Source organism: Ochrobactrum sp. SFR4 (assembly GCF_019730395.1).
Taxonomy (GTDB): Bacteria; Pseudomonadota; Alphaproteobacteria; order Rhizobiales; family Rhizobiaceae; genus Pseudochrobactrum.
Genome location: NZ_JAAPBB010000004.1, coordinates 25398 through 50749 on the forward strand (window position 1 = coordinate 25398; position 25352 = coordinate 50749).

The following is a 25352-nucleotide window of genomic DNA, read 5'->3' on the forward strand; positions in this document are numbered from 1 at the left end:
ATAATCAGAAAATTCATTTAACATTTCAGCAATATAATATGCCTTAAGCGCATAAAATTTACCGGATTTTACTCACATTGTTTCGTTAGTGTAACGCAATGTGATGGGATAAAGAGCCTCATTTCGGGAACCAAATCGGTTTTGGCTCTGCTTTTGAGTCGGAAAAACACAAAATCGCATCTCTCCCCTCTGATCCGGACACCTGCCGGACACCTGATTGTACCGTTTCATATCTTAACAGCACCTGCCTGCACCCGACTTTGTTCCCCCAATTTCAATGCTGCTGAAACGCATGAAATCTGCACAAGAACATCCTATATAGTCTGCAGCATTAAAAAGAATCGTATGAGGTTGAACTGCAATGAACTTACGCAACCACGCAGAATTTCTCCGTATGCCTGCCGATGCACCGCAGGCACAGGTTTCCGTATCATCCGAGTTGAGCAATCTGCCGCGCTGGAACCTCACCGATCTTTACCCTGCACCGGACAGTGCGGAACTGACCCGCGATCTCAAGCTCTCGGCCGAACGTTCCGTTGCTTTTGAGAATAGATGGAAAGGCAAGCTGGAAGCAGAAGTTTCCAAGCCTGACGGCGGTGATTTCGCCGGCGCGATTAAAGAATTCGAACAGCTTGAAGAGCTGATGGGGCGCATCTATTCCTATGCCGGTTTGCTTTATGCAGATGACACATCCAGTGCAGCCAATGCCAAACTCTATGGTGACGTACAGCAAAAACTGACCGATGCGAGCAGTCATCTGATTTTCTTTTCACTGGAACTCAACCGCATCGATGATACCCTGCTCGACAAGGCCATCGTGAATAATCCGGCTATTGGTCATTACAAACCATGGCTGGTCGACCTGCGTAAAGACAAGCCTTATCAGCTGGATGACAAGACCGAAGCGCTGTTCCACGAAAAATCCGTCACCGGTTTTGGTGCATGGAACCGCCTGTTTGACGAAACCATGAGCGGGTTGCGCTTTACTATCGACGGCGAGGCTCTGCCGATCGAGCCGGTACTGACCATGTTGCAGGATGCCGATGGTGCCAATCGTAAAAAAGCTTCGGACGCCCTGTCGAAAACCTTTGGTGAAAATCTGCGCCTCTTTACCCTGATTACCAATACATTGGCCAAGGATAAGGAAATATCCGACCGCTGGCGCGGTTTTGCAGATATTGCCGACAGCCGACATCTTGCCAACCGTGTCGAGCGTGAAGTTGTCGATGCTTTGGCCAGTGCAGTTGAAGCCGCTTATCCGCGTATATCCCATCGTTATTATGCGCTGAAAGCCAAATGGCTCGGCCTTGAACAGCTTGATAACTGGGATCGCAATGCACCGTTGCCGGAAACACCTCAGACAACAATTGGCTGGGACGAGGCAAAAGCAACTGTGCTGGATGCCTATGCAGGCTTTGCACCGGAAATGGCCGATATTGCCCGCGATTTCTTCGATAAGAACTGGATTGATGCCCCGAGCCGCGCCGGCAAGGCACCGGGCGCTTTTGCTCATCCGACCGTGCCTTCCGCACATCCTTACGTCTTGCTCAATTATCTGGGCAAACCGCGCGATGTCATGACCCTTGCCCATGAGCTTGGCCATGGCGTGCATCAGGTTCTGGCTGCGAAACAAGGCGCCCTGATGGCTTCAACGCCGCTGACACTGGCGGAAACCGCCTCCGTCTTCGGTGAAATGCTGACCTTCCGGTCCCTGCTTGCTAAAGCAAAAGACAAGCGTGAGCGTAAAGCGATGCTGGCGCAGAAAACCGAGGACATGATCAATACGGTCGTGCGCCAGATAGCCTTCTACCAGTTTGAACGTAAAGTTCACACTGAGCGCAAAAACGGCGAACTGACAGCTGAGCAGATCGGTGAAACCTGGATGGAAGTGCAGCGTTCAAGCTTAGGTCCGGCAATCCGCCTCAATCCGGGTTATGAAAGCTTCTGGACATATATTCCGCATTTCATCCACTCACCATTCTATGTCTATGCCTATGCTTTCGGCGACTGTCTCGTGAATTCGCTCTATGCGGTTTACCAGAACAGCCCTGAAGGCTTTCAGGACAAATATTTCGATATGCTGAAGGCTGGCGGTACCCGCCATCATAAAGAACTGCTGGCACCATTTGGTCTGGATGCTTCTGATCCGGCCTTCTGGCAGCAGGGCCTGTCAGTTATTGAAGGCATGATCGACGAGCTGGAAGCGATGGAAGACTGATCGCATTATGATTGAGCGAGCAATGCCTGCATCTTCTGAGCCTTTCATTCTGTTTCGGGATAATGTTGAACAGCAATCCATGCTGTTCAACAGGCCGGAACAGCTGATTATTATTGAACAGGCTTCCGATTTTGAGGCAGGCTTTGCCGCGCTGGAAGCAGCGCATCGTCAGGGCAAATGGCTTGCAGGTTATTTCAGCTATGAGGCAGGTTTTCTGCTCGAGCCCAAACTGGCTCCCCTGCTGCCGGAGAAGCGCCGTGTTCCGCTGATCTGCTTTGGTGTCTTTAGTAAACCTCCGGCGGATATCCCTGTCGGAAACAGAAACACCCACACCAATGCCCATCTTTCTGACTTTCATGCGCATTGGTCGGAAGCGGATTATCAGCAGCGCTTTGAGCGTCTGCATCGTCACTTGCGTGAAGGCGATTGCTATCAGGGCAATCTGACATTTCCGATTTCGGCACGCTATCAGGGTGAGCCTGAAGCACTGTTTGCCGGTCTCAGCAACCGCCAGCCGGTGCGTTACAGTGCGTATGTCAATCTGACAACGCAGGGCAAGGCACCACTTATTCTGTCGCGCTCACCGGAACTGTTTTTTCAGATCAATAAAGACGGCTGGATAGAAACCCATCCGATGAAAGGCACCACACCGCGCGGGACAACACCACAAGAAGATGATGCCTTACGTGATTTTTTGATCCATGACGAAAAAAGTCAGGCCGAAAACCGCATGATTGTGGATTTGCTGCGCAATGATATTTCGCTGATCAGCGAAGTCGGCAGCCTTTCTGTGCCAAAACTCTTTCATGTCGAGCGCTATCCGACGGTGCACCAGATGGTCAGCCATGTGCGGGCAAAACTGTTGCCCGACCTCACTTTGCGGCAGATCTTTGCAGCTTTGTTTCCGTGCGGTTCAGTGACCGGCGCGCCAAAAATCAGCGCCATGACGATTTTGCATAAGCTTGAACAACAGGCACGCGACATTTACTGCGGTTCTATCGGCTGGATCGCACCATCGGGTGAAATGCGTTTCAACGTCGCAATCCGCACCCTGTCTCTATACCCTGACGGAGAAGCAGTTCTCAATGTCGGTGGCGGTGTGGTCTATGATTCAACGGCAGAAGCGGAATATGCTGAATGCCTGCTGAAAGCCCGCTACGCAACCGGCGACAATGCAGTCTCCGGTACTCATGGTTGAAACATGCAAAACCTGAATTTTGGCCTGATCGAAACATTGCGCTTTGAGCCTGGCAATGGTTTTTTGCGCCTCGAACAGCATTTACAGCGTCTGCAGCAATCCGCGACGCAACTCGGTTTTGTTTTTGATGAAAATGCTATCCGTACACAATTGCAGGATCACGCAAACAGCGCCCATGCATTACGTGTCCGTCTTTGCCTGATGGCAGACGGCACAGCAGATATCATCACCGCAGTCTTTCAGCCTTTGCCGCCGCAAATGATCTGGACATTGGCAATTGCCGAAACCCGCCTGAACAGTGCGGATGAGTTGCTGCGTCACAAAACAACACGCCGTACAGTCTATGAAGCCGCACGGGCGGAATTTACACCGGAACAGGCTGATGAAGTTCTGCTGCTCAATGAAAAAGGTGAGCTATGCGAAGGCACAATCACTTCGCTCTTCGCAGATATGGCGGATGGTATATTGCTAACCCCGCCGCTGGAATGCGGGTTGCTGAATGGCGTCTTGCGGCAGGAATTACTGCAACAGGGAAAAGCCAGAGCCGCCGTTCTCACGCTTCAGGATTTACAAAAAGCGCACCGGATTTTTGTCGGCAATTCTCTGCGTGGCATGATAGCAGCACAATTAGAGCGTATCCCGAAAAGGGCGAAGCGGTTTTCGGATAAGATACGCGTTCAAACAAAGAGTTAGAGCGGTTCTACCGGTTCAATATTAACCGGAACCGCTCTAACAGTTACATTCTAATATCAGCAGCTCTTTAAATTACACCGCTATAAAATATAATATTTTTGCTGTCTGAGACCAACAAAACCGCTTCACACACAAAGATGTGAGGTAAAAAAGCAACAGATACAAGGCTCTTCATGGTTAAGCAACCTATAAAGCTCTTGTATTTACCCGCATTTACATACATCAAATTATTATAAAATTTTGCAGAATCCCGGGAGAGCTCGCTTATGAAAACATTCCGCACGGCCGCATCCCTTTGTCTGGCTGCCACACTCGCTGCCTGTACCACATACGGACCAGTCAATGGCGGCGGCGGCAACACCATGCCAACCCGTCCGGCTAATGCCGGTATTGACGGTGGCTGGGTTGATGCCAATGGCATTACATCGAATTTCAATGGCGGCGTTTTTGAAACCCGCACAACAGACACCAATGAAAAGTTGGCGGAAGGTAATTACCGTTACCTGTCACCGCGTTTGGTGGAAATTGACATGCGTTCGATCGTACGCGGCACCACATCCAAAGTGAATTGCGCACAGGTTACTTCGTCACAGCTCAATTGCACCACATCAACCGGTTCGCAATTCTCGCTGACACGTAAAGCCTGAATAATTCAGCATTAGAGCGCCGTGCGCCCGATTGGGCGCACGGCGCTCTAACACTTTAAAATGAGAACATAATTTTATCTTGAACTAATTCAACTTAAAGAAATTATGCTCTAAGATATACAAAAGCCCGCGGCTCTGCTGCGGGCTTTTTGCTATTATCAGCCCTCTCCGAACTTGGGAGATGCAAACAGCATTCGTCATATTACTATGCTATTCTGCCCGATAAATGCCCACGGAGAGAGCCATGTCCGGACTGTTTAAGATTCTGTTTTGCAGCGCCAGCCTCGTGAGCCTGTCCCTGCCTGCCTATGCCGATTACACATTGACCATTCTGCACACCAATGACACACATTCCCGCATTGAAGAGGTCAATAAATATGACGCGACCTGCTCGGCTAAGGAAAGCGCGGAGCAACAATGTTTCGGCGGCATGGCACGGCTGAAAGCTGCTATTGATGCCGAGCGCACCAAGGGCGGCAATATGCTGGTGCTGGATGCGGGAGATCAGTTTCAGGGCTCTTTGTTTTTTACCACCTATAAAGGCATTGATAATGCCGAATTCATGAATGCCATCGGCTATGATGCCATGGCGCTCGGCAATCATGAATTTGATCTGGGACAGGAAGGGCTGGCGCCCTTTCTGAATGAAATCAAATTGCCGGTTTTATCGGCTAATATTGAAACCGCTGCCGGTTCACCGATCCACGGCAAATTCGCACGTTATCTTGTCAAGACAATTGGCAATGAAAAGATCGGCATTGTCGGCCTGACTACACCGGACACAGTGGAAATTGCACGTCCGGGCAAGGACATCCGTTTTCTTGATGCCAGGGAAACATTGCAGCGCATGCTCGCAGACCTGAAGGCAGAAGGCGTTAACAAGATCATCGCCCTCACCCATCTGGGTTATGATGCGGATCAGCAACTGGCAGCAGAACTGGATGATGTGGATGCAATTGTCGGCGGGCACAGCCATACATTGCTCGGCGACAATGCTTTGCGTGCTTCCGGTCCTTACCCAACCTTGGTCAAAAATCCGTCCGGCAAGATGGTGCCGGTTGTCACGGCCTATGCCTATACGCAATATCTGGGCAGGCTGGTTCTGAATTTTGATGATGCAGGCAATCTCACATCGGCCTCCGGTGCACCGCTCCGGCTGGATGCTTCCATCAAGCCTGATGCACAACTGGCCAGCCGCATCACGGAAATGGCCAAGCCGATTGAAGAACTGAAAAACCGCCGCGTTGCTGAAACAACCAGGCTGATTGATGGCTCTGCTGTCAGTTGCCGCACGCAGCAATGCCCGATGGGCGATCTGGTTACCACTGCCATGCTCGATCGTGTGCGCGATCAGGGCATCACTGCCGCACTGATTAATGGTGGTGCATTGCGCGCTTCGATCAAGGCCGGTGACGTTACTATGGGTGACGTGCTGGTTGTGCTGCCGTTTCAAAATACGATTGCAACATTCCAGATGAAAGGCCGTGATCTGCGGTCAGCACTGGAAAACGGTGTCAGCCAGATTGAAAAAGGCAGCGGCCGCTATCCACAGGTAGCCGGTATAAAATTCACGATGGATATGGCCAAACCTGCCGGACAGCGCATTACCTCTGTCGAAATGCAGGGGGCAGCAAACATCTGGCAGCCGCTTGATGACAATAAACTCTATAGTATTGCCGCCACGGACTATCTGCGCACAGGCGGTGACGGCTACGACATGATCGCTCAGAAAGCTGAGAAAGCCTATGATTACGGCCCATCGCTTGATCAGGTTGTTGCCGGATATTTACAGGAGCATTCGCCCTATTCAGGCAATGTACAGCCAACGGTAAAAATGCCTGTCTCTGAAACTTACGAAATCAAACAGGGCGACAGCTACTGGTCGATTGCAGAGAGGCTCTATGGCAATGGCTCAAAATGGAAACACCTGCTCCGTCAGAACCCGAATTACAAGCCGCGCAAACTACCGGTTGGTGCTGTTTTAAAAACCGGAGCACCTTCCGAATAAAAACCACTTTAAATTTGAGTTTTTACATCATGTTATGGTTATGTTCTGGTCATGCCGGACATAATACTGTTATGATAGGCAAATTTTGTTCGGCAGCTTACGCCCACGCAGACACAGATTGTGATTGCTTGAGCAAAAGCACCGCTCCATCAGGATAGAGACACAGACATGCATGATAATGTGATGAGCCAATCTGCGACTTCCCGGCCGGTTTCAGCAAAACCCGTTCTTGAAAAAACAGGTGTAATGCTGATTAATCTGGGAACACCTGATGGCACTGACCGCACATCTATGCGTCGCTATTTGCGTGAATTTTTGATGGATTCGCGTGTTATCGAATGGCCAAAAGCAATCTGGTATCCGATACTGTTTGGTATTGTACTCAATACACGCCCTAAAAAATCCGGTGCTCTTTATGAGCGCATCTGGAATCGTGAGCGCAATGAATCACCTTTGCGCACCTTCACGCGCTCCCAGAGCGATCAGCTCAGCGCCCGCCTGTCCGATCTCAGCAATGTCGTCGTAGACTGGGCCATGCGATATGGTCAGCCATCAATTGAAGATGTGTTGACCCGCCTGCGCGAACAGGGTTGCACCCGTATTGTCGCTTTCCCGCTCTATCCGCAATATTCTTCCTCCACGACGGGCAGCGTGAATGAAAAACTCAATGATGCGCTGAACAAATTGCGTTTTATGCCTGCTGTTCGTACCGTGCCGTCCTATCAGAATGCGCCGGTCTATATTGATGCACTGGCGCGTTCGATTGAGGAACATATCGCCAAGCTCGACTTTGATCCGCAGGTCGTGATTGCCTCCTATCACGGTATTCCGCAGAGCTATGCACGCCGCGGCGATCCGTATCCGCAGCAATGCCTTGAAACCACACGCCTGCTGCGTGAACGCCTTGGCTGGGATGAAACCAAACTTATCAGCACATTCCAGTCGCGCTTTGGCCCTGAGGAATGGCTCCAGCCTTATACGGATAAAACCATCGAGGAAATGCCGAAACAGGGCATCAAATCCGTTGCCGTTTTCAATCCGGGTTTCGTGGCCGACTGCCTTGAAACCGTTGATGAAATCGGCAATGAAGCGGCAGAGGCCTTCCATGAAAACGGCGGCGAAAATTTCAGCCATATTCCGTGCCTCAATGACACAGAACTCGGTATGCGCGTAATCGAAGATCTCGTACGTCGTGAATTGCAGGGCTGGGTCTGAAACTTTTATAAAACAAACCATCATCATTTCCGGCATTTTAAAAAGGAAACAGAATGGAATTCGGTGCCAATATTGCCCTGCTGATTTTAGCTGCAGTGGTTATTTTTACGCTTTATGCCGGTATTAAAATTGTGCCGCAGGGCTCCAATTTTACTGTCGAACGCTTCGGCCGTTACACCCGCACATTGACGCCGGGTCTGAACATGATCGTTCCGTTCTTCGATCGTATCGGCGCGCGGCTTAATATGATGGAACAGGTGCTGGACGTACCGACACAGGAAGTCATTACCCGTGATAATGCCACCACATCCGTTGATGCTGTGGCCTTCTTTCAGGTGCTGAATGCGGCGCAGGCTGCCTATCAGGTCTCCGATCTGCAATATGCAATCCTCAACCTGACCATGACCAATATCCGTACAGTTATGGGCTCGATGGATCTGGACGAATTGCTCTCCAACCGTGACACCATCAATGACCGCCTGTTGCGCGTGCTGGATCAGGCGGCGCATCCATGGGGTATCAAGATCACCCGCGTTGAGATCAAAGATATCAACCCGCCGAAGGATCTGATTGATTCCATGGCGCGTCAGATGAAAGCCGAACGTGACAAGCGTGCGCAGGTTCTGGAAGCTGAAGGTGACCGTAATGCGCAGATCCTGCGTGCTGAAGGTCTGAAACAGTCACAAATTCTGGAAGCGGAAGGTAAGCGCGAAGCCGCCTATCGTGAAGCAGAAGCCCGCGAGCGTCTGGCAGAAGCGGAAGCCAAAGCGACAACCATGGTGTCAGAAGCTATTGCGCAGGGTGATGTACAGGCACTGAATTACTTCGTTGCACAAAAATATACCGATGCCTTGTCTGAAATGGCCTCTGCCAAAAATCACAAGATCATTATGATGCCGCTAGAAGCCTCATCACTGATCGGCACATTGGGCGGTATCGGTGCGATTGCCAAAGAGGTCTTCGGCAATAATTCAGACTCCGGTGCCGATACTACCGGTCAGGGTACACAGGCAGCGCGCAAAGCGCCTGCCAAACCGGCTACACGCAGCGAAGGCACAACCCGCAGCGGCTCCGCTGATTATGTCACGGTACCGAACCACATTATCGGCAATCGTGTACCGCCGACAGGATCACGCTGATGCCGGATATGCTCGCAGCATTGGGGATATGGAACTGGGTCGTCCTTGGCCTCGTTCTGCTGTTTCTGGAACTGGTGACACCCGGTGTCTTCCTGATCTGGATCGGTTTTGCTGCTCTGGTTACCAGCCTGATTGCGTTTACCGGCTTCGGTTTCATCGACAGCTGGCAAGCGCAATTGCTGCTCTTCATGGTTCTATCCGTGATATTTGTGCTGATCGGGCGCAAATATTTTAATCCACGGGTACAAAACAGTGATGAACCACTGCTCAACCGCAGAGCCGATCAGCTGATCGGTATGCGCACCACGCTGGAAGAGCCGATTATCAACGGCCATGGCCGTGCACGTTTTGATGATACACTCTGGCGTGTGACCGGCCCTGATCTTCCCGCCGGTACGACAATTATCGTACGGGAATATCACGACGGATTATTGCAAATCGAAGAAGTGAAATAACAAAAAAGGCGGCTGATAAGCCGCCTTTTTATTATCATACAATGAGTATTTTACGCCACGCCGGCACGCAGCAGATCATGGAAATGCACCAGTCCGACAGGGCGGTTATTCTCAGCCACAATCACCGCGCCAATACGTGCTTCATTCAAAAGAGCCAGCGTTGAGCCAAGTAGCTGGTCAGGGCTGACAGTCTTTGGTGTACGGGTCATAATATCATCGACTTTCAGCGTCGCCATCGGCCGGTCGACATTGCGCGTCAGATCGCCATCAGTGATGATACCGGCCAGAGTGCCGTCTTCATTCTCAACAATCACACAGCCGAAATGCTTATGCGAATGAATGCGCATCGCTTCCGGCATTGGCGTGCCGATTTTAACCAGCGGCAGTTCATCACCGCGATGCATAATATCCTTCACATGGGACAGGCTCGCCCCCAGCGAGCCACCCGGATGAAATACGCGGAAATCGCTGGCGGTAAAGCCGCGTCTTTCCAGCAGAGCAAGTGCCAAAGCATCACCGACTGCCAGCTGCATCAAAGTCGAGGTGGTCGGCGCAACCCCATGCGGACAAGCTTCAATTGCTTTCGGCAACAGCAACAGCACATCAGATTCACGGCCGAGCGTGGAATGTTCACCGGAGGTCAGTGCAATCAGCGGCACTTTGAAACGGCGGGAATAGCTGACAATACCTTTCAGCTCCGCAGTCTCACCTGACCAGGACAGGGCAAGAATAACGTCATTGCTGTTAATCATGCCGAGATCGCCATGATTGGCTTCTGCCGCATGAACAAAAAACGCAGGCGTTCCGGTGGACGCAAAAGTTGCCGCCAGCTTGGAACCGATATGGCCGCTTTTGCCGATACCGGTCACAACAACCCGTCCTTTCATAGCGGAGATAGCCTGAACCGCCTGTTCAAACGGCTCTGCAAGTCCGTTTTGCAGCGCATCTTCAAGAGCGCTCATACCGGCTTTTTCAACTGCGATTGTATTCAGGGCGGAGCGGATAGCTGGGCTGTGGCTGCTCAATGGATTTCTCTCACTTCATTCATCCGGTCAATAGTGCTTCTTCTATATAGAAACCGGAGCTGCATTCTGCAAAACGAATTATGTGAGGTAAAACTTTACACATTCCCTGTCCAGCCTCTCCGTTTGCAGAAACACAGAGCATATTTCCCTGCAATTAATAAAGCACAAGCTAAAAAACTGAATAAAGCCAGCCCATTACAGCAAAAGAAACCTTGTATTAACCATGATCATTTACCGTCCTGTAACAAGCCTGCTCTCTGCAGGAATTCTCAGTTGCGTGCACAATTCTTGGCAGGACAATGGAAAAAACAGCCAAACCGGCTCATTACGCCCCGCTTTCCCTGTACGGGCTGCGTCAGGCAGCTCTGCTGACGGGCGTTGTGCTGTTTTCATCCGTGGCTATATCTCAGGCACAAACTGTACCCTCCGGCACTCAGAATGATGCAATTGCCGATGTTATTGCGCAGAGCGAAGGCTCTGAAAATGTAACTTATGATGCTAATGGCCGGATTGTTGCACAGCCTGTGATCAATCCTGCAGTTCCGGCTGCACGCCCTGCTGCCGACGGCACTGTTCCTTTGAGCGAAGATATCAGCGGCTTGCGCACCGGCCCCGCAGATGCAGGCAGAGCCGTTCGCGAAGGGCGGGAGAATCTGCCGGAAGGTGCCGTTGAAGGTCGCCCGCGGGCACCTTTCGAAGCTGATCCGTTTGAACCGCAGGGCATTCGTGCCGGAAGTTTCATCTTACGTCCGTCGCTGGATCAGGGTATCCGCGCAACCAACAATGCCGACAACAGCTCAACCGGAACCAGCGGTATCTTGTCCGAAACCGCATTACGGCTGAATGCACGCTCAGACTGGGCAAGCCATCTGGCCACACTTGATGCATCCGGTATCTTCGAGAAGAATCTCTCCGGCCAGTATGTTTCCAATCCGCGCGGGCAGATTGATGCCGCATTACGGCTGGATATGAGTGATGAAACCCGCCTGAATTTCGGGCTTGGTTACTCAGTTAATCGTGAAGATGCGTCCGATCCGAACGGTATCAGCGCAGCACGAAGCCGCCCCCTGGTACAGAGTCTGAATGCACAGGCCGGTATTGAGCGTGATATCGGCAAGATTTTTGCCAGTGCGATAGCACGGGTGAACAATACCCGTTACGGTAAAGCCAAATTATATAATGGCGACCAGCTGGATCAGAGCGACCGCAACAATACCTATGTCAGCATGACATTGCGTGGTGGTTTTGAGTTGAGCGCCGCTATCCGCCCGTTTGCGGAAGTTGAAGTGGGGCGCCGTCTTTACCAGAATGATAATGGCCTGGATCGCAATGCAACCCAGCTCGGGCTTCGTACCGGATTGCAGATCAATACCGGTGAAAAACTGAACGGTGAATTTTCAGTCGGCTATATCGGTGCCCGCAGCGAAGATGACCGTCTGCGCGATACCGGCGGCCTGTCCGTGGATGCAGCGATGAACTGGTCACCACAGCGCGGCACAGATGTCCGCTTTGGTCTGCGTACTTATCTCGACAGCAGTCCGGATATTGGCGGCAATTCATCAATTCTGTATCTCGCCAATATTGATGTCACCCGCATGATCCGTGCTGACCTCAGTGTGAATGCCCGTTTTGATGCTTCCATTCGTGATAATCGTGACGGCAGCGGCACCGATTATGGTATGGGCGCGGAAATCGGGGCAACCTATTGGTTCAATCGTTTCTTCGGTGTGGATGGAAAATTGCGCCATGAATTCATCAACAGCGATGTGGCCAGCCGTAAATACAGCAGCAACAGCGTCTATCTCGGCGTAAAGCTGCGCCGCTGAATAGTTACACCCGTAATAAAAAAAGCCGGTCACTGACCGGCTTTTTTTGTTTCAACTAAGAGAGTTTAATCGTCTTGAGTAACTCATCAATGCTGACTTCGACCAGCGGGCGGATATCATGGCGCCACAGGGCAAAGGCCACATTTGCCTGAATGAACCCCTCTTTAGAACCGCAGTCAAAGGTACGCCCCTGATAATTAAAGCCGTAGAATTCCTGCTCTTTCGCCAGTTTCAGCATCGCATCAGTCAGCTGAATTTCATTACCGGCACCTTTTTCCTGTTTGCTCAGCAGGTCGAAGATTTCAGGCTGGAGAATATAACGGCCATTAATATAGAGATTTGACGGTGCAGTGCCTTTGGCAGGCTTTTCAACCATTTGGTTGATTTCAAAACCGTTGCCGATTGCATTGCCTTTACCGACAATACCATATTTATGCGCTTCTTCCGGGTCACATTCCTGTACAGCAATCACATTGCCGCCGGTCTGCTCATAAAGCTCAACCATTTCTTTGAGGCAGCCTTTTTTCGACTGCATCACCATATCCGGCAACAACAACGCAAAAGGTTCGTCACCGACGATTTCGCGGGCACACCATACTGCATGGCCAAGACCCAGCGGCACCTGCTGGCGGGTGAAACTGGTCGTACCGGGCTGTGGCTGCAATTCCTGCATATGGTTCAGCTCATTGAGCTTACCACGCTCCTGCAGAGTGGCATAAAGTTCAACCTGCGCATCAAAATAATCTTCGATCACCGCCTTATTACGACCGGTTACAAAAATCAGATGCTCAATACCCGCTTCGCGCGCTTCATCAACCACATATTGAATGACGGGTTTATCAACAACCGTCAGCATTTCTTTCGGAATTGATTTAGTCGCCGGTAAGAAACGTGTCCCCAGTCCGGCGACAGGAAAAACTGCTTTGCGGATTTTTTTAACTGAACTCATGTCACTTCCCGTTTTATCCGGTTTCAACCTACATTTAAAAACCTAAGTCGCCGGTTATAATTTTTCTATTATGAACCTGTACTATAGTCTCTTGCTAAACCTGATCTATAAAAGCCATTACAGCCAAAATATGAAAAAAGCCTGCATTATCTAAAAGTTACAGTCACATTTCATGTGCAATTATTACCGCAGTTGAGCAAATTTCATGCATAAAGCGGAATTTCTTCAGGTCCGGTTCATGAATGCAGCAGTAATTCAGTTAAGCTGAAATTACGCATATACTGATCATTCGCTGTCTGATTATTATCTGTACGGTTCTAACAGTTTTTTGCCGGTTCTTAATTCCGGTACTGCATGGTAAACTAAATGCTAACTTCCGTGTGGCATAAAGAATAAACCTAGACCATTTCCCGCAAAATTGTGAAGCGATTTTGTATCCGGATAATGTGGCTAACACCATTACCCGAGCGTAGTGAGCACCGGCAAACTGCATTACGCTCATTATTGATTGCATTTTCGTGTCAGCAGCAATGCCGATGTGCATTGTTTGATTGCAAAATACAAAAGTTTATATTCAGGGAGAAAAGCATGCTTCGAACCCATATTTTCAGTAGCCGCCTGTGGAAGACAGCCGCGACGACAGCTTCCGCTGTTGCCCTGTCGCTCATGCTCTCAACAGGACATGCTTCTGCCGACGCAAAATTCCGTCAATGGGTTTCCGGTTTCCGGCCTGTAGCTATGCAGAACGGTATTGCTCCGGCCACTTTTGACCGTGCTTTTGCCGGTGTGAATGCCATTGATCCAGAAGTGCTGCAAAAGGCGCGCTACCAGCCCGAATTTACATCTCCTGTCTGGGAATATATCGACAACCGTGTCAATGAGCATTCTATCGGCACCGGTCAGGCAATGGCACGTAAATGGGGCAAAGCCCTCAATGCTATTGAAAAGCAATATGGTGTAGACAAAAATGTGCTTCTGGCCATCTGGTCGATGGAAACCGGCTATGGCGAGATGATGCAACGTCCGGATGTGATGCGCGATGCGATCCGGTCTCTGGCGACTCTGGCCTATGCCGATCAGCGCCGTGCCAAATATGCGCGCACACAGCTGATTGCAGCTATGAAAATTCTTCAGACCGGTGATATTGACCGCGGGCATCTGAGCGGCTCATGGGCCGGTGCGATGGGACATACCCAGTTTATCCCTACCAGCTATCAGGCCTATGCTGTTGATTTTGATGGTAACGGAAAACGCGATATCTGGAATTCCGTGCCGGATGCTCTGGCAACGGCTGCCAATCTTCTGCGAAAAAACGGCTGGGAACCAGGCCGCACATGGGGTTATGAAGTCGTTCTGCCCGCTTCGGGCAAGTTCCCGTCCGGTAGCCTGAGCATTGCCGAATGGCGTCGTCTGGGGCTGGTACGTGCCAATGGCCGGCCGTTCCCGAGCGACAGTGAGAAAGCAACGCTGAAAGTCATGGATGGCCGCAGTGGCCCTGCCTTCCTGATGACCAAGAATTTCTTCGTTATCAAGCGCTATAATAATGCGGATAAATACGCTCTCGGCGTGGGTCTTCTGGCCGACCGTGTAGCAGGTTACAACGGCCTTGTGCAGGACTGGAACCGTCCTTTCACGCCAATATCCATGAAAGAGCGTGAGGAATTGCAAACGCATCTTCGTGCACTTGGCTATTATGACGGCAATATTGACGGCAAAATCGGCTCCAGTTCACGCAAAGCGATTGAAGCTTTCCAGCAGCGCAACGGGCTTTCACCTGACGGCCATCCGAGCAAAGAAGTACTCAGCGTCCTGCGCCGCCGTTAAATACAACTTATTTTCAGGCCGGTTTATCCGGCCTGATCCTTTATACTGCCGCTCATCTGCGTTTTGAAAACAGCGAATACAGGCAGAAAATTTAAGGGTTGAAACCCGTTATGACGGATCAGACAATCACACAGAACAAGATCAGATCAGGATTCATCCGGCTGCAATCCTTAACTGTGGTTTTCGCTCTGACCGCATTGCTGACGACCGCTGTCACTGCACAGGCACAAATAACAGAGCCGGACGACGCCTCTGTTCTCATTGCCCAGCAATATCCGCAACAACAGAAACGCCGCACATTATTGGATATTTTATTCGGTAATCCCGCACAGCCAAGACAGCAGGAAGTCACCCGCCCTCAGATTCAGCAACCGCAGAGACGCTCGGCACCGGTGAAGAAAAAACCCGTTGTGGCCAAACCTAAACCAGCCATCATAACACCACCGCAACCGGAAGCCGTCGCAAAGAACCCCGATGCGCGGAAAATCATGGTTATCGGGGATTTTATCGCCGGTGGTCTTGCCGAAGGGCTTACAGAGACATTTTCCCAAACCGCGGATTTGCAGATTATCAACCGGACAAATGGTTCATCAGGCTTTGTTCGTCAGGATTATTATAACTGGAGCAAAGAACTTCCGGCCATTTTGGCTGAACAAAAACCAGTTGTCGTCGTTATGATGATCGGAGCCAATGACCGTCAGCCGCTCACACAGAAAAGTATCAGTGTTGCCGCCGATACAGATGAATGGAAAAAACTGTATCAGTCGCGAGTTGATGAATTTCTGCAAGTCACAGCGAAATCCGGCGTCCCTGTTGTCTGGATCGGCCAGCCTCCCTATCAGTCATCTGCATTATCTCAGACCATGCTGTCGCTGAATAAGATTTACAAGACTGCAACCGAGCAAGCCACCTACAAAGTCACCACAGAACAAACCCGCACGGCAGAAAACGTAACACCTCAGGTTGTTTTCGCTGATGTTTGGGACGGTTTTGTCGATGATAAAGGCAGCTTCACACAGACCGGTGTTGATGTGAACGGCCAGACAGTACGCCTGCGCGGCAATGACGGGATTAATATGACCGCAGCCGGCAAGCGAAAACTGGCTTTCTATGCAGAAAAACCATTACGCCAGTTGCTGAAACTCTCATCGCCGGATGCTCCTGTTTCATCTGACAGTAAAAGCAATGAGCCTATGGCTTTGCCGGTGCATAAAGAAATTACCCGTATCGGACCAGTGAAACTCAACGACCTTGACCAGTCAGATGATGACATTTTACTGGGTGACACAACCGCGATCAGTAAAACAGCTGCTGCGCCTGCAGGAAATAAGCCTGTAACAAAGACGGCTCCGCATGGCCGCGCAGATGATTTCAGCTGGCCACGCCCTTAAAAAGAAGCCCTGCTTTCAGCAGGGCTTTTTCATTCACACAGGCAACAGACTTGCACCCATCAATTGCAGATCAATAGCCCGTGCAGCCTGTCTGCCTTCACGGATTGCCCAGACAACAAGTGACTGGCCGCGACGCACATCACCCGCTGCAAAGAATTTTGGTACGGATGTGTGATAATCCGTTTCATTGGCCATCACGCTCTCCCCGCCGCGTGTATCTTTCCTGAGTTTCAATTTGTCGCCTAATTCCGGCAAAACACCCTGCTTGGCAGGACCACTGAAACCAAGGGCAATGAATGCCAAATCAGCCTGCAAAATGAATTCAGAACCGGCAATTGGCCTGCGCCGTTCATCCACTGCACTGCAAAGCACATGGGTCAGTTGGCCGTCTTCGCCGCCAAAGCCAAGGGTTGCCACTTGAAATTCGCGCATAGCGCCTTCCGCCTGACTGGAAGAGATACGAATTTTGGTTGCCCAATAAGGCCACACGCCGAGCTTATCTTCCCGTGCCGGTGGTTCAGGACGAATATCCAGCTGCGTTACCTGTACTGCGCCCTGCCGGAACGCCGTACCCACACAGTCAGAGGCGGTATCGCCACCGCCGACAACCACAACCCGTTTGCCTGCTGCCGAAATACTGTCTTCCAATGCCCAAGCACGCGACTGCTCGTCTTCACCCGCCACACGGCGGTTCTGCTGCACCAGATAAGGCATGGCATCATAAACACCGTTTAAATCAGATCCCGGCAAAGCCGGATCACGCGGTGTTTCCGCGCCGCCGCAATAGAGTACGGCATCATAATCTTTGAGCAATTGTTTGACCGCAATGTCCTTGCCGATTTCCACACTGCAATGGAACGTCACGCCCTCGCCTTCCATCTGGGCGATACGACGGTCAATCAGGTGCTTTTCCATTTTAAAATCAGGAATACCATAGCGCAGCAAACCACCGGCACGGCTTTCCCGTTCATAGACATCAACACCGTGACCAGCCCGTGCGAGCTGTTGTGCAGCGGCCAAACCTGCAGGGCCCGAGCCGATAATCGCAACACGTTTTCCGGTCTTAATAGCCGCGATTTGCGGTTGTATCAGCCCCAGTTCGAAAGCCTTATCGGCCAGTGCCTGCTCAACTGTTTTGATGGCCACCGGCATATCTTCAAGATTGAGCGTGCATGATTCCTCACACGGCGCAGGGCAAATCCGCCCCGTAAATTCCGGAAAATTATTGGTGGAATGGAGATTGGCAATCGCCTCTTCCCACTGCCCCGCATAAACCAGATCATTCCAGTCCGGAATCTGGTTATTCACCGGACAACCGCTGTCACCGCTTTTATCGCCATGGCAGAACGGCACACCGCAATCCATACAGCGTGCAGCCTGTTTCTGCACTTCCGGTTCACTCATAGGCAGAGTGAATTCACGAAAATGCCTGATACGATCCGATGCCGGCTGATATTGCGCAACCTGCCGGTCGATCTCCAGAAAACCTGTAACTTTACCCATTTTAAAAACCTGTTCTTTTCTGAAGTGCGGATTATTCTGCGGCAACCGGATTGCGCAGAAGTTCCATCTCTTCCAAGGCACGGCGATATTCGACCGGCATGACTTTGACGAATTTCGGACGATACTGTTCCCAGTTATCAAGGATCATCCGTGCCTGTTGCGACCCCGTATAATGATGATGATTGGCCAGCAACTGTGCCAGACGTTCCTCATCGTGACGGGTCATATTGCCGGAAACATCCACGCGGCCTTTATGCATCAGATCACCGCCGTGATGATGCAGCTTTTCGAGAATGTCATCCTCTTCAGGCACCGGCTCCAGTTCGACCATTGCCATATTGCAACGCTGGGCAAAATCACCGGCTTCATCCAGCACATAGGCCACGCCACCGGACATACCGGCCGCGAAATTGCGCCCTGTCTCGCCGATCACAACCACCACACCGCCGGTCATATATTCGCAGCCATGGTCGCCCACGCCTTCAACAACAGCAACGGCACCGGAATTACGCACGGCAAAACGCTCACCCGCCTGTCCGCGAATATAACATTCGCCTTCAATCGCGCCGTAGAGCACAGTATTGCCCGCAATAATCGCCTCATCGGCTTTGAGCAGGCTGTCTTCACTCGGACGGATAATAATCCGCCCGCCGCTTAAGCCCTTGCCGATATAGTCATTGCCTTCGCCATGCAGTTCGAAACTGATGCCATGCGCCAAAAAGGCTGCGAAAGACTGCCCCGCAGTACCGTTGAAACGCACCTGAATCGTATCTTCCGGCAGACCTTTGTGGCGGTAACGGCTGACCAGCGCGCCGGACAGCATCGCCCCTGCCGAGCGATCGGTATTTTTAATGCTGCGGATAAGTGTAACCTTCTCACGATTTTCCAGTGCCGGTGCGGCAGCTGCAATCAAATCACGATCCAGCACATCATCAATCGGATGCTGCTGCAATTGCGTATGGCGCAATTGTTTTTCATCACCAGCAATGGCCGCATAAGGGCGATAGAAGATACGGCTGAAATCCAGCCCCTGTGCCTTCCAGTGATTAATCGCCGCCTGTTTTTCCAACAGGTCTGAACGGCCGATAATCTGCTCAAGCTTGGTAAAGCCAAGCTCGGCCAGCAGCACACGCACTTCTTCCGCCAGATAGAAGAAGAAGTTGATCACATGCTCCGGCGTGCCTTTGAAACGCTGGCGCAGCACAGGATCTTGGGTCGCCACGCCAACCGGACAAGTATTGAGATGGCATTTGCGCATCATGATGCAACCGGCAGCAATCAGTGGTGCGGTGGAGAAGCCGAATTCATCCGCACCCAGCAAAGCACCGATAATCACATCGCGCCCCGTGCGCAGACCACCATCGACCTGCAATGCAATGCGCGAGCGCAAACCATTGAGAACCAATGTCTGATGGGTTTCGGCCAAACCTGTTTCCCAAGGGGAACCGGCATGTTTCAGCGAAGTCAGCGGTGATGCACCGGTACCACCGTCATAGCCGGAAACGGTGATATGATCGGCACGTGCCTTGGCAACACCGGCAGCAACCGTACCGACACCGACTTCCGACACCAGCTTGACCGAAATATCGGCTTGAGGATTGACATTTTTCAAGTCGAAAATCAGCTGCGCCAGATCTTCAATGGAATAAATATCATGATGCGGCGGTGGTGAGATCAAGCCGACACGTGGTGTGGAATGACGTGTCTTGGCGATTGTCGCATCCACTTTATGCCCCGGCAACTGTCCGCCTTCACCGGGCTTGGCACCCTGCGCCACCTTAATCTGGATCATATCAGCATTGACCAGATATTCCGTGGTCACGCCAAAACGACCAGAAGCCACCTGCTTGATCGCCGAGCGCTGCGGGTTTGGTGAACCGTCGCGCAGCGGATAGAGACGATCCGGCTCTTCCCCGCCCTCACCGGTATTGGACTTGGCACCTATCCGGTTCATGGCGACTGCCAATGTTGTATGTGCCTCGCGCGAGATCGAGCCGAAGGACATCGCACCGGTTGAAAAGCGCTTGACGATTTCAGCCGCAGGCTCAACTTCTGCCAAATCCACCGGCCTCTTGCCGCGTTCACCGGCGCGCTTTAAGTGAAACAGGCTGCGAATGGTTTTAGCAGCGGCTGAGCGGCTGTTGAGCATTTCGGAATATTCCGCAAAGCTCTTCGGATTGTCATTGCGCACGGCATGTTGCAGCTTGGCCACCGCATCCGGCGACCACATATGCGCCTCACCGCGAATACGATACGCATATTCACCACCCGCTGGCAAAGCGCCGGTACCGCCGATTTCTTTCACAAAGGCCGTGTTATGCCGTAGCACAGTTTCCTGCGCCACTTCATTTAAGCCCACACCTTCAATCATCGAAGCTGTGCCAAAGAAATACCGGTCGACAAAATCCTGTTTTAAGCCGATGGCATCAAAAATCTGTGCACCGCAATAGGACTGATAGGTGGAGATGCCCATTTTCGACATCACCTTCAGCATGCCTTTGCCGATAGATTTGATATAACGGCTGACAATTTCACTGCTGTCGACTTCCGGCGGAAAATCGCCGCGCTGATGCATGTCGGTCAGCGTATCAAAAGCGAGATACGGATTGATCGCCTCGGCACCATAACCGGCAAGGCAGCAGAAATGATGCACTTCACGCGGCTCACCGCTCTCGACCACCAGTCCCACAGATGTACGCAGACCCTTGCGGATCAGATGATGGTGTACGGCAGCCGTTGCCAGCAAAGCCGGAATGGCGATACGGTCAGGCCCGACCTGCCGGTCAGACAGGATGATGATATTATAGCCGCCATGCACAGCGGCTTCCGCACGGTCGCACAGACGTGCCAATGTACCATCCATACCTGCCGCACCTTCATTCACCGGATAGGTAATATCCAGTGTCTTGGTGTCAAAACGGTCTTCCGAATGGCCGATCGAGCGGATTTTTTCCAGATCAGCATTGGTCAGGATCGGCTGGCGCACTTCCATCCGCTTGCGCCGTGAGGTGCCGACCAGATCAAACAGGTTCGGACGCGGCCCGATGAAAGATACAAGGCTCATCACCAGTTCTTCCCGGATCGGATCAATCGGCGGATTGGTGACCTGCGCAAAATTCTGCTTGAAATAGGTATAAAGCAGTTTGGCCTTGTCCGAGAGCGCGGAAATCGGTGTATCCGTACCCATCGAACCAACCGCTTCCTGCCCCGTTGTCGCCATCGGCGCCATCAGCAGTTTGGTGTCTTCCTGTGTGTAACCAAAACTGCGCTGACGCTCGATCAGGCTGACATCACGGCGTAGCGCGCGTGGCTCCACCGGTGCCAGATCTTCCAGCACCAGCTGTGTGTTTTTCAGCCATTGGCGATATGGATGCGCGCTGGCGATCTGGGATTTCAGCTCGTCATCACTGACAATGCGTCCCTCTTCCAGATCAATCAGCAGCATACGCCCCGGCTGCAACCGCCATTTTTTGACAATGCGGCTCTCGTCCACCGGCAGTACACCCGCCTCCGATGCCAGAATGATTCGGTCATCATCGGTCACCAGATAACGTGCCGGACGCAGACCGTTACGATCCAGCGTCGCGCCAATTTGACGGCCGTCGGTGAAAGCAACGGCGGCAGGACCGTCCCAAGGCTCCATCAAAGCGGCATGATATTCGTAAAATGCCTTACGCTCATCAGCCATCAGCTTGTTATTGCCCCAGGCTTCAGGGATCAGCATCATCATCGCATGGCTCAGGCGATAACCGCCCTGCACCAGAAATTCGAGTGCATTGTCAAAACAAGCCGTGTCCGACTGGCCTTCATAGGAGATCGGCCAAAGCTTGGAAATATCATTGCCGAACAGCTCGCTATCCACCGAAGCCTGACGCGCAGCCATCCAGTTTACATTGCCGCGCAGCGTGTTGATCTCGCCATTATGGGCAACCATGCGATACGGATGCGCCAGTTTCCACGACGGGAAAGTATTGGTTGAAAAGCGCTGATGCACCAGTGCAATCGCACTTTCAAAACGCGGATCGGCCAAGTCTTTGTAATAGGCACCGACCTGATAGGCCAGAAACATGCCTTTATAAACAACGGTGCGGGCAGACATGGAGACAATATAGAAACCGTTGTCACGGCCTTCTGTCTCGTGGAAAATCCGATTGGAAATCACCTTACGCAGCACGAACAGACGGCGCTCGAAATCATCATCACTGGCAATATTCGGGTTGCGGCCGATAAAGACCTGACGATGCACCGGCTCGGTTGCAGCGATCTCCGGCGCTTTGGACAGTGAACTATTATCCACCGGCACAGTGCGGAAACCGAGCAATGTCTGACCTTCTGCGGCGATCACTTCCGTAATCACCCGCTCCAGATGCGCACGCAGTTTTACATCCTGCGGCATGAAAATCTGGCCGACAGCATAATATCCGGCATCCGGCAGATGAATACCGGATTTTGCCATTTCCTCTCGGAAAAACCGGTACGGAATCTGCACCAGAATACCGGCACCATCCCCCATTAAAGGATCTGCGCCGACGGCACCGCGATGCGTCAGATTTTCAAGCATCTGCAAGCCATCCAGCACAATTTGGTGCGACGGCACGTTTTTCATCTGCGCAATAAAGCCGACACCACAGGCATCATGCTCATGTCGCGGATCATAGAGCCCTTGTTTCTTGGGCATAGTTCGGGATGTTTGGGCGGTTTTAGTCGATGTTGTGGTTTTGCCGCCTTTTTCTGTATGCGTATGAGCCTGAAATGCCCCAACAGAATGCGACTTGATCAACATCGAAACCTCCTTAGACCCGGTACAGGGCCATGTGCCGGCTCAGGCGTGCGGCACCAACCCGTCCTCCGGACGGGATAAAAGCCGGAACTGAAACGACAGAATTGTTAAATGAGCTTGTGAAAATGCCTGTCCGTGCAGCGCACCAAAGGAAGCAGACAGCATAATACATCAGATTAATCATTGACCGGCCTCCCTTGTTACTAAGCACGCAATGGCGTGCGCATGAACGGAATGTTCCCACCAGTTATCGCAACGGCCGCTTTGATTGCCATTGCGGAAAACAGGTAAAATCATAGCATGAATTGCAGCAAAATTCGCCGGATTCTCCCTAAGTCAAACTTTGCTCAATAGGTCAGCATTGCTGCCCTATCATTTTATTGCAGAATATTTTCCGCTCTACAAGCACGAAATATTCAATTTTAAATCGATTTTTTGAAATTTTATTGCGCGATCAATTTTGCTTTATGAAAAAACAAGGATTTAGAAGGTTGCGTAAGCTGCAATACAGGCAAACTGCGTCAATGTGACCACACTGAAACTTGATATCAGGTTTCATTCGTGTGTCAGAAAAAACCAGCTATAAACACGCATCACATTAAACTGCACCCTGTAAGCGATTTGCAGTTTAGTTCTTAGTCCTGACGCATACGGAGCTCTTGATGTTCTTCGCTTCCGATAACTGGGCCGGTGCCCATCCTGATATCAATGCCAATATTACTGCTCATGCCGGTGGCTTTGCTGCTTCCTATGGTGCCAGTGAAATCGACAAAAAAGTCGAGCAGCGCTTCAATGAATTATTTGAACGCGAAGTTGCGGTTTATTTTGTCGGCACAGGTACAGCCGCCAATTCTCTGGCGCTGGCCAGCGTCAACCGTCCGGGCGGTGTATCGCTTTGCCATCGTGAAGCCCATGTGATCGAAGATGAATGCGGCGCACCGGAATATTTCACCGGCGGCGCCCGTCTGCATCCGGTAGACGGCGCTCTGGGTAAAATGGATCCGGCAAATCTGCGCAAAGAACTGAAGCGCTTCAACCCTGCCTTCATTCATGCCGGTCAGCCAATGGCTGTGACTATCACGCAGGCCACAGAAATCGGCACACTATATTCACTTGACGAAATCGCCACGATTTCAGCTATCTGCCGTGAGCATAATCTGCCGTTGCATCTCGATGGCGCACGCTTTGCCAATGCTCTGGTGACGCTGGGTGTTACACCGGCAGAAATGACATGGAAACAGGGCGTGGATATTGTCTCTTTCGGCGGCACCAAAAACGGCTGCTGGTGTGCAGAGGCACTGGTGTTCATGAATCCTGATCAGGCAAAAGACCTGCCATTTATCCGCAAACGTGCAGCGCAGCTGTTCTCGAAAACCCGTTTCATTGCCGCACAGTTTGATGCTTATCTCAAAGATGATCTGTGGCTCAATCTTGCCCGTCATGCCAATGCCATGACCACCAGAATGGCAAATGCTATCGAAACTTCCGGCAAAGTGAAATTGGCATGGCAACCGCAGGCCAATGAGATTTTCGCCATTCTGAAAAAGTCAGACAGTGAAAAACTACTGGCGCAGGGCGCAGTATTCTATGACTGGAACCCGCCGCACAGCGCCGATCCGATTGCTGAGGACGAAACTTTCATTCGTCTTGTTACCAGCTTCGCCACTACGCAAGCCGAGACAGATAAATTCGTCAGCCTTATCAAAGCATTATAACAAACAAAAAGGGCAGGAAATTTCCTGCCCTTTTTCATTACCACAATATGTGCAGATCAGTTTTTGCTGATTGCTTTTGCATCAACTGTTTTGGCATCAATGCTTTGCACAGTATCGCCTGAAACACTCGTCACATTAATCTTGCGTGGCTTCAGTTCTTCCGGAATCTCACGCTTCAGATCAATATGCAGGAGGCCGTTTTTCAGGCTCGCACCGGCGACCTCAACATGGTCGGCCAGATGAAAGCGGCGTTCAAACGCACGCGATGCAATTCCGCGATAGAGGAATTCTTTTTCACTGTCCGCTTCATCGGCAATCTTGGTGCCTTTGATGGTCAGCTGATTGCGGTGAGCTTCAATTTCAATCTCATTCTGATCGAAACCGGCCACAGCCATGGTAATACGGTAAGAGCTTTCACCGGTGCGCTCAATATTATAAGGCGGATAAGCCTGCGCACTTTCCGGCTGGCCGAGACTGTCCAACATCGTGAACAAACGGTCGAAACCAACGGTTGAACGGTAAAGCGGAGAAAAATCAAAATGACGCATAAAATGCCCTCCTTCAGAGCGACGTTGCGTTAAAAGACTGTCTGAAAAACTCCCGTTATCGGCGAGCCTTTCTCGTTTGCGCAGCCCCTTATCAGGCGGCTACCCCAATGATCTGGTATTGCCAAAAACATATTTCAAGGGGGCAATTCCGGCATTTACAATTTGTCTTCCGCCCGCCATGATCCCGCTATATGCAGACCATATAAGAAGCACTGAAG

Annotated in this window: 17 protein-coding genes; 12 read left to right on the forward strand and 5 right to left on the reverse strand. The window is 51.4% G+C overall.

The features are described from left to right. The first annotated feature begins 394 nt into the window (after positions 1-394). The 8 genes from HBA93_RS06020 to HBA93_RS06055 all read left to right on the forward strand — a co-directional run bounded on the left by HBA93_RS06020 (position 395) and on the right by HBA93_RS06055 (position 9573). A complete protein-coding gene (locus HBA93_RS06020) occupies positions 395-2218 on the forward strand; it encodes a M3 family oligoendopeptidase (protein WP_286201796.1) in 1824 nt (607 codons plus the stop codon). 22 nt (positions 2219-2240) lie between these two features. Beyond that, positions 2241-3416 (forward strand): aminodeoxychorismate synthase component I, encoded by a 1176-nt coding sequence (locus tag HBA93_RS06025; protein ID WP_221722673.1) that lies wholly within the window; start codon positions 2241-2243, stop codon positions 3414-3416. Positions 3417-3419: 3 nt separating this feature from the next. Further along, on the forward strand, positions 3420-4109 hold the full coding sequence (locus HBA93_RS06030) for an aminotransferase class IV family protein (RefSeq protein ID WP_221722674.1): 690 nt from the start codon (positions 3420-3422) through the stop codon (positions 4107-4109). 266 nt (positions 4110-4375) lie between these two features. Then, complete coding sequence (omp10, locus tag HBA93_RS06035) at positions 4376-4756, forward strand: outer membrane lipoprotein Omp10 (RefSeq protein ID WP_121993061.1); 381 nt, start codon at positions 4376-4378, stop codon at positions 4754-4756. Between the two features lie 244 nt (positions 4757-5000). Continuing rightward, positions 5001-6764: a 5'-nucleotidase C-terminal domain-containing protein gene (locus HBA93_RS06040; RefSeq protein ID WP_221722675.1), complete on the forward strand. Its 1764-nt coding sequence runs from the start codon at positions 5001-5003 to the stop codon at positions 6762-6764. Between the two features lie 183 nt (positions 6765-6947). Beyond that, entirely contained in the window at positions 6948-7979 is a 1032-nt protein-coding gene (gene hemH / locus HBA93_RS06045) for a ferrochelatase (RefSeq protein ID WP_286201776.1), read from the forward strand. Positions 7980-8032: 53 nt separating this feature from the next. Next, complete coding sequence (locus tag HBA93_RS06050; RefSeq protein ID WP_221722677.1) at positions 8033-9118, forward strand: SPFH domain-containing protein; 1086 nt, start codon at positions 8033-8035, stop codon at positions 9116-9118. Continuing rightward, complete coding sequence (locus tag HBA93_RS06055; protein WP_122094441.1) at positions 9115-9573, forward strand: NfeD family protein; 459 nt, start codon at positions 9115-9117, stop codon at positions 9571-9573. The genes HBA93_RS06050 and HBA93_RS06055 overlap by 4 nt, the downstream gene beginning before the upstream one ends. 50 nt (positions 9574-9623) lie before the next feature. Here HBA93_RS06055 and HBA93_RS06060 read toward each other — a convergent pair whose 3' ends face one another. Further along, a complete protein-coding gene (locus HBA93_RS06060; protein WP_286201777.1) occupies positions 9624-10598 on the reverse strand; it encodes a KpsF/GutQ family sugar-phosphate isomerase in 975 nt (324 codons plus the stop codon). A 299-nt stretch (positions 10599-10897) separates the two neighbouring features. On the opposite strand from HBA93_RS06060, the gene HBA93_RS06065 reads away from it, so the two are divergent. Next, on the forward strand, positions 10898-12424 hold the full coding sequence (locus HBA93_RS06065) for an outer membrane beta-barrel protein (protein WP_221722678.1): 1527 nt from the start codon (positions 10898-10900) through the stop codon (positions 12422-12424). A 55-nt stretch (positions 12425-12479) separates the two neighbouring features. Here the strand turns inward: HBA93_RS06065 and galU are convergent, their stop codons facing one another. Then, complete coding sequence (gene galU, locus HBA93_RS06070) at positions 12480-13373, reverse strand: UTP--glucose-1-phosphate uridylyltransferase GalU (RefSeq protein WP_121993055.1); 894 nt, start codon at positions 13371-13373, stop codon at positions 12480-12482. Between the two features lie 588 nt (positions 13374-13961). On the opposite strand from galU, the gene HBA93_RS06075 reads away from it, so the two are divergent. Next, complete coding sequence (locus tag HBA93_RS06075) at positions 13962-15197, forward strand: lytic murein transglycosylase (RefSeq protein WP_221722679.1); 1236 nt, start codon at positions 13962-13964, stop codon at positions 15195-15197. Between the two features lie 110 nt (positions 15198-15307). After that, a complete protein-coding gene (locus HBA93_RS06080; protein WP_221722680.1) occupies positions 15308-16588 on the forward strand; it encodes an SGNH/GDSL hydrolase family protein in 1281 nt (426 codons plus the stop codon). 33 nt (positions 16589-16621) lie between these two features. On the opposite strand, the gene HBA93_RS06085 is transcribed toward HBA93_RS06080, so the two are convergent. Together HBA93_RS06085 and gltB are read right to left on the reverse strand one after the other, a co-directional pair. After that, the gene (locus HBA93_RS06085) at positions 16622-18091 is read right to left on the reverse strand and encodes a glutamate synthase subunit beta (protein ID WP_221722681.1); all 1470 of its coding nucleotides are present in this window, start codon (positions 18089-18091) and stop codon (positions 16622-16624) included. Between the two features lie 31 nt (positions 18092-18122). Next, on the reverse strand, positions 18123-22868 hold the full coding sequence (gene gltB / locus HBA93_RS06090; protein WP_353619328.1) for a glutamate synthase large subunit: 4746 nt from the start codon (positions 22866-22868) through the stop codon (positions 18123-18125). A gap of 665 nt (positions 22869-23533) precedes the next feature. On the opposite strand from gltB, the gene HBA93_RS06095 reads away from it, so the two are divergent. Then, positions 23534-24586 carry a threonine aldolase family protein gene (locus HBA93_RS06095; RefSeq protein ID WP_121993050.1) on the forward strand — a complete coding sequence of 351 codons (1053 nt, stop codon included), beginning with the start codon at positions 23534-23536 and terminating at the stop codon, positions 24584-24586. Positions 24587-24642: 56 nt separating this feature from the next. On the opposite strand, the gene HBA93_RS06100 is transcribed toward HBA93_RS06095, so the two are convergent. Then, positions 24643-25134, reverse strand: coding sequence for an Hsp20 family protein (locus HBA93_RS06100; protein WP_221722683.1), 492 nt, complete (start codon positions 25132-25134; stop codon positions 24643-24645). Positions 25135-25352: the final 218 nt, after the last annotated feature.

What these genes read in the sequence shown, in the direction of transcription:
- HBA93_RS06020 (WP_286201796.1), top strand. Translation starts at nt 395, where the DNA reads ATGCCTGCCGATGCACCGCAGGCACAGGTTTCCGTATCATCCGAGTTG.
- HBA93_RS06025 (WP_221722673.1), top strand. Translation starts at nt 2,241, where the DNA reads ATGCCTGCATCTTCTGAGCCTTTCATTCTGTTTCGGGATAATGTTGAA.
- HBA93_RS06030 (WP_221722674.1), top strand. Translation starts at nt 3,420, where the DNA reads ATGCAAAACCTGAATTTTGGCCTGATCGAAACATTGCGCTTTGAGCCT.
- omp10 (WP_121993061.1), top strand. Translation starts at nt 4,376, where the DNA reads ATGAAAACATTCCGCACGGCCGCATCCCTTTGTCTGGCTGCCACACTC.
- HBA93_RS06040 (WP_221722675.1), top strand. Translation starts at nt 5,001, where the DNA reads ATGTCCGGACTGTTTAAGATTCTGTTTTGCAGCGCCAGCCTCGTGAGC.
- hemH (WP_286201776.1), top strand. Translation starts at nt 6,948, where the DNA reads ATGAGCCAATCTGCGACTTCCCGGCCGGTTTCAGCAAAACCCGTTCTT.
- HBA93_RS06050 (WP_221722677.1), top strand. Translation starts at nt 8,033, where the DNA reads ATGGAATTCGGTGCCAATATTGCCCTGCTGATTTTAGCTGCAGTGGTT.
- HBA93_RS06065 (WP_221722678.1), top strand. Translation starts at nt 10,898, where the DNA reads ATGGAAAAAACAGCCAAACCGGCTCATTACGCCCCGCTTTCCCTGTAC.
- galU (WP_121993055.1), bottom strand. Translation starts at nt 13,373, where the DNA reads ATGAGTTCAGTTAAAAAAATCCGCAAAGCAGTTTTTCCTGTCGCCGGA.
- HBA93_RS06075 (WP_221722679.1), top strand. Translation starts at nt 13,962, where the DNA reads ATGCTTCGAACCCATATTTTCAGTAGCCGCCTGTGGAAGACAGCCGCG.
- HBA93_RS06080 (WP_221722680.1), top strand. Translation starts at nt 15,308, where the DNA reads ATGACGGATCAGACAATCACACAGAACAAGATCAGATCAGGATTCATC.
- HBA93_RS06085 (WP_221722681.1), bottom strand. Translation starts at nt 18,091, where the DNA reads ATGGGTAAAGTTACAGGTTTTCTGGAGATCGACCGGCAGGTTGCGCAA.
- HBA93_RS06095 (WP_121993050.1), top strand. Translation starts at nt 23,534, where the DNA reads ATGTTCTTCGCTTCCGATAACTGGGCCGGTGCCCATCCTGATATCAAT.
- HBA93_RS06100 (WP_221722683.1), bottom strand. Translation starts at nt 25,134, where the DNA reads ATGCGTCATTTTGATTTTTCTCCGCTTTACCGTTCAACCGTTGGTTTC.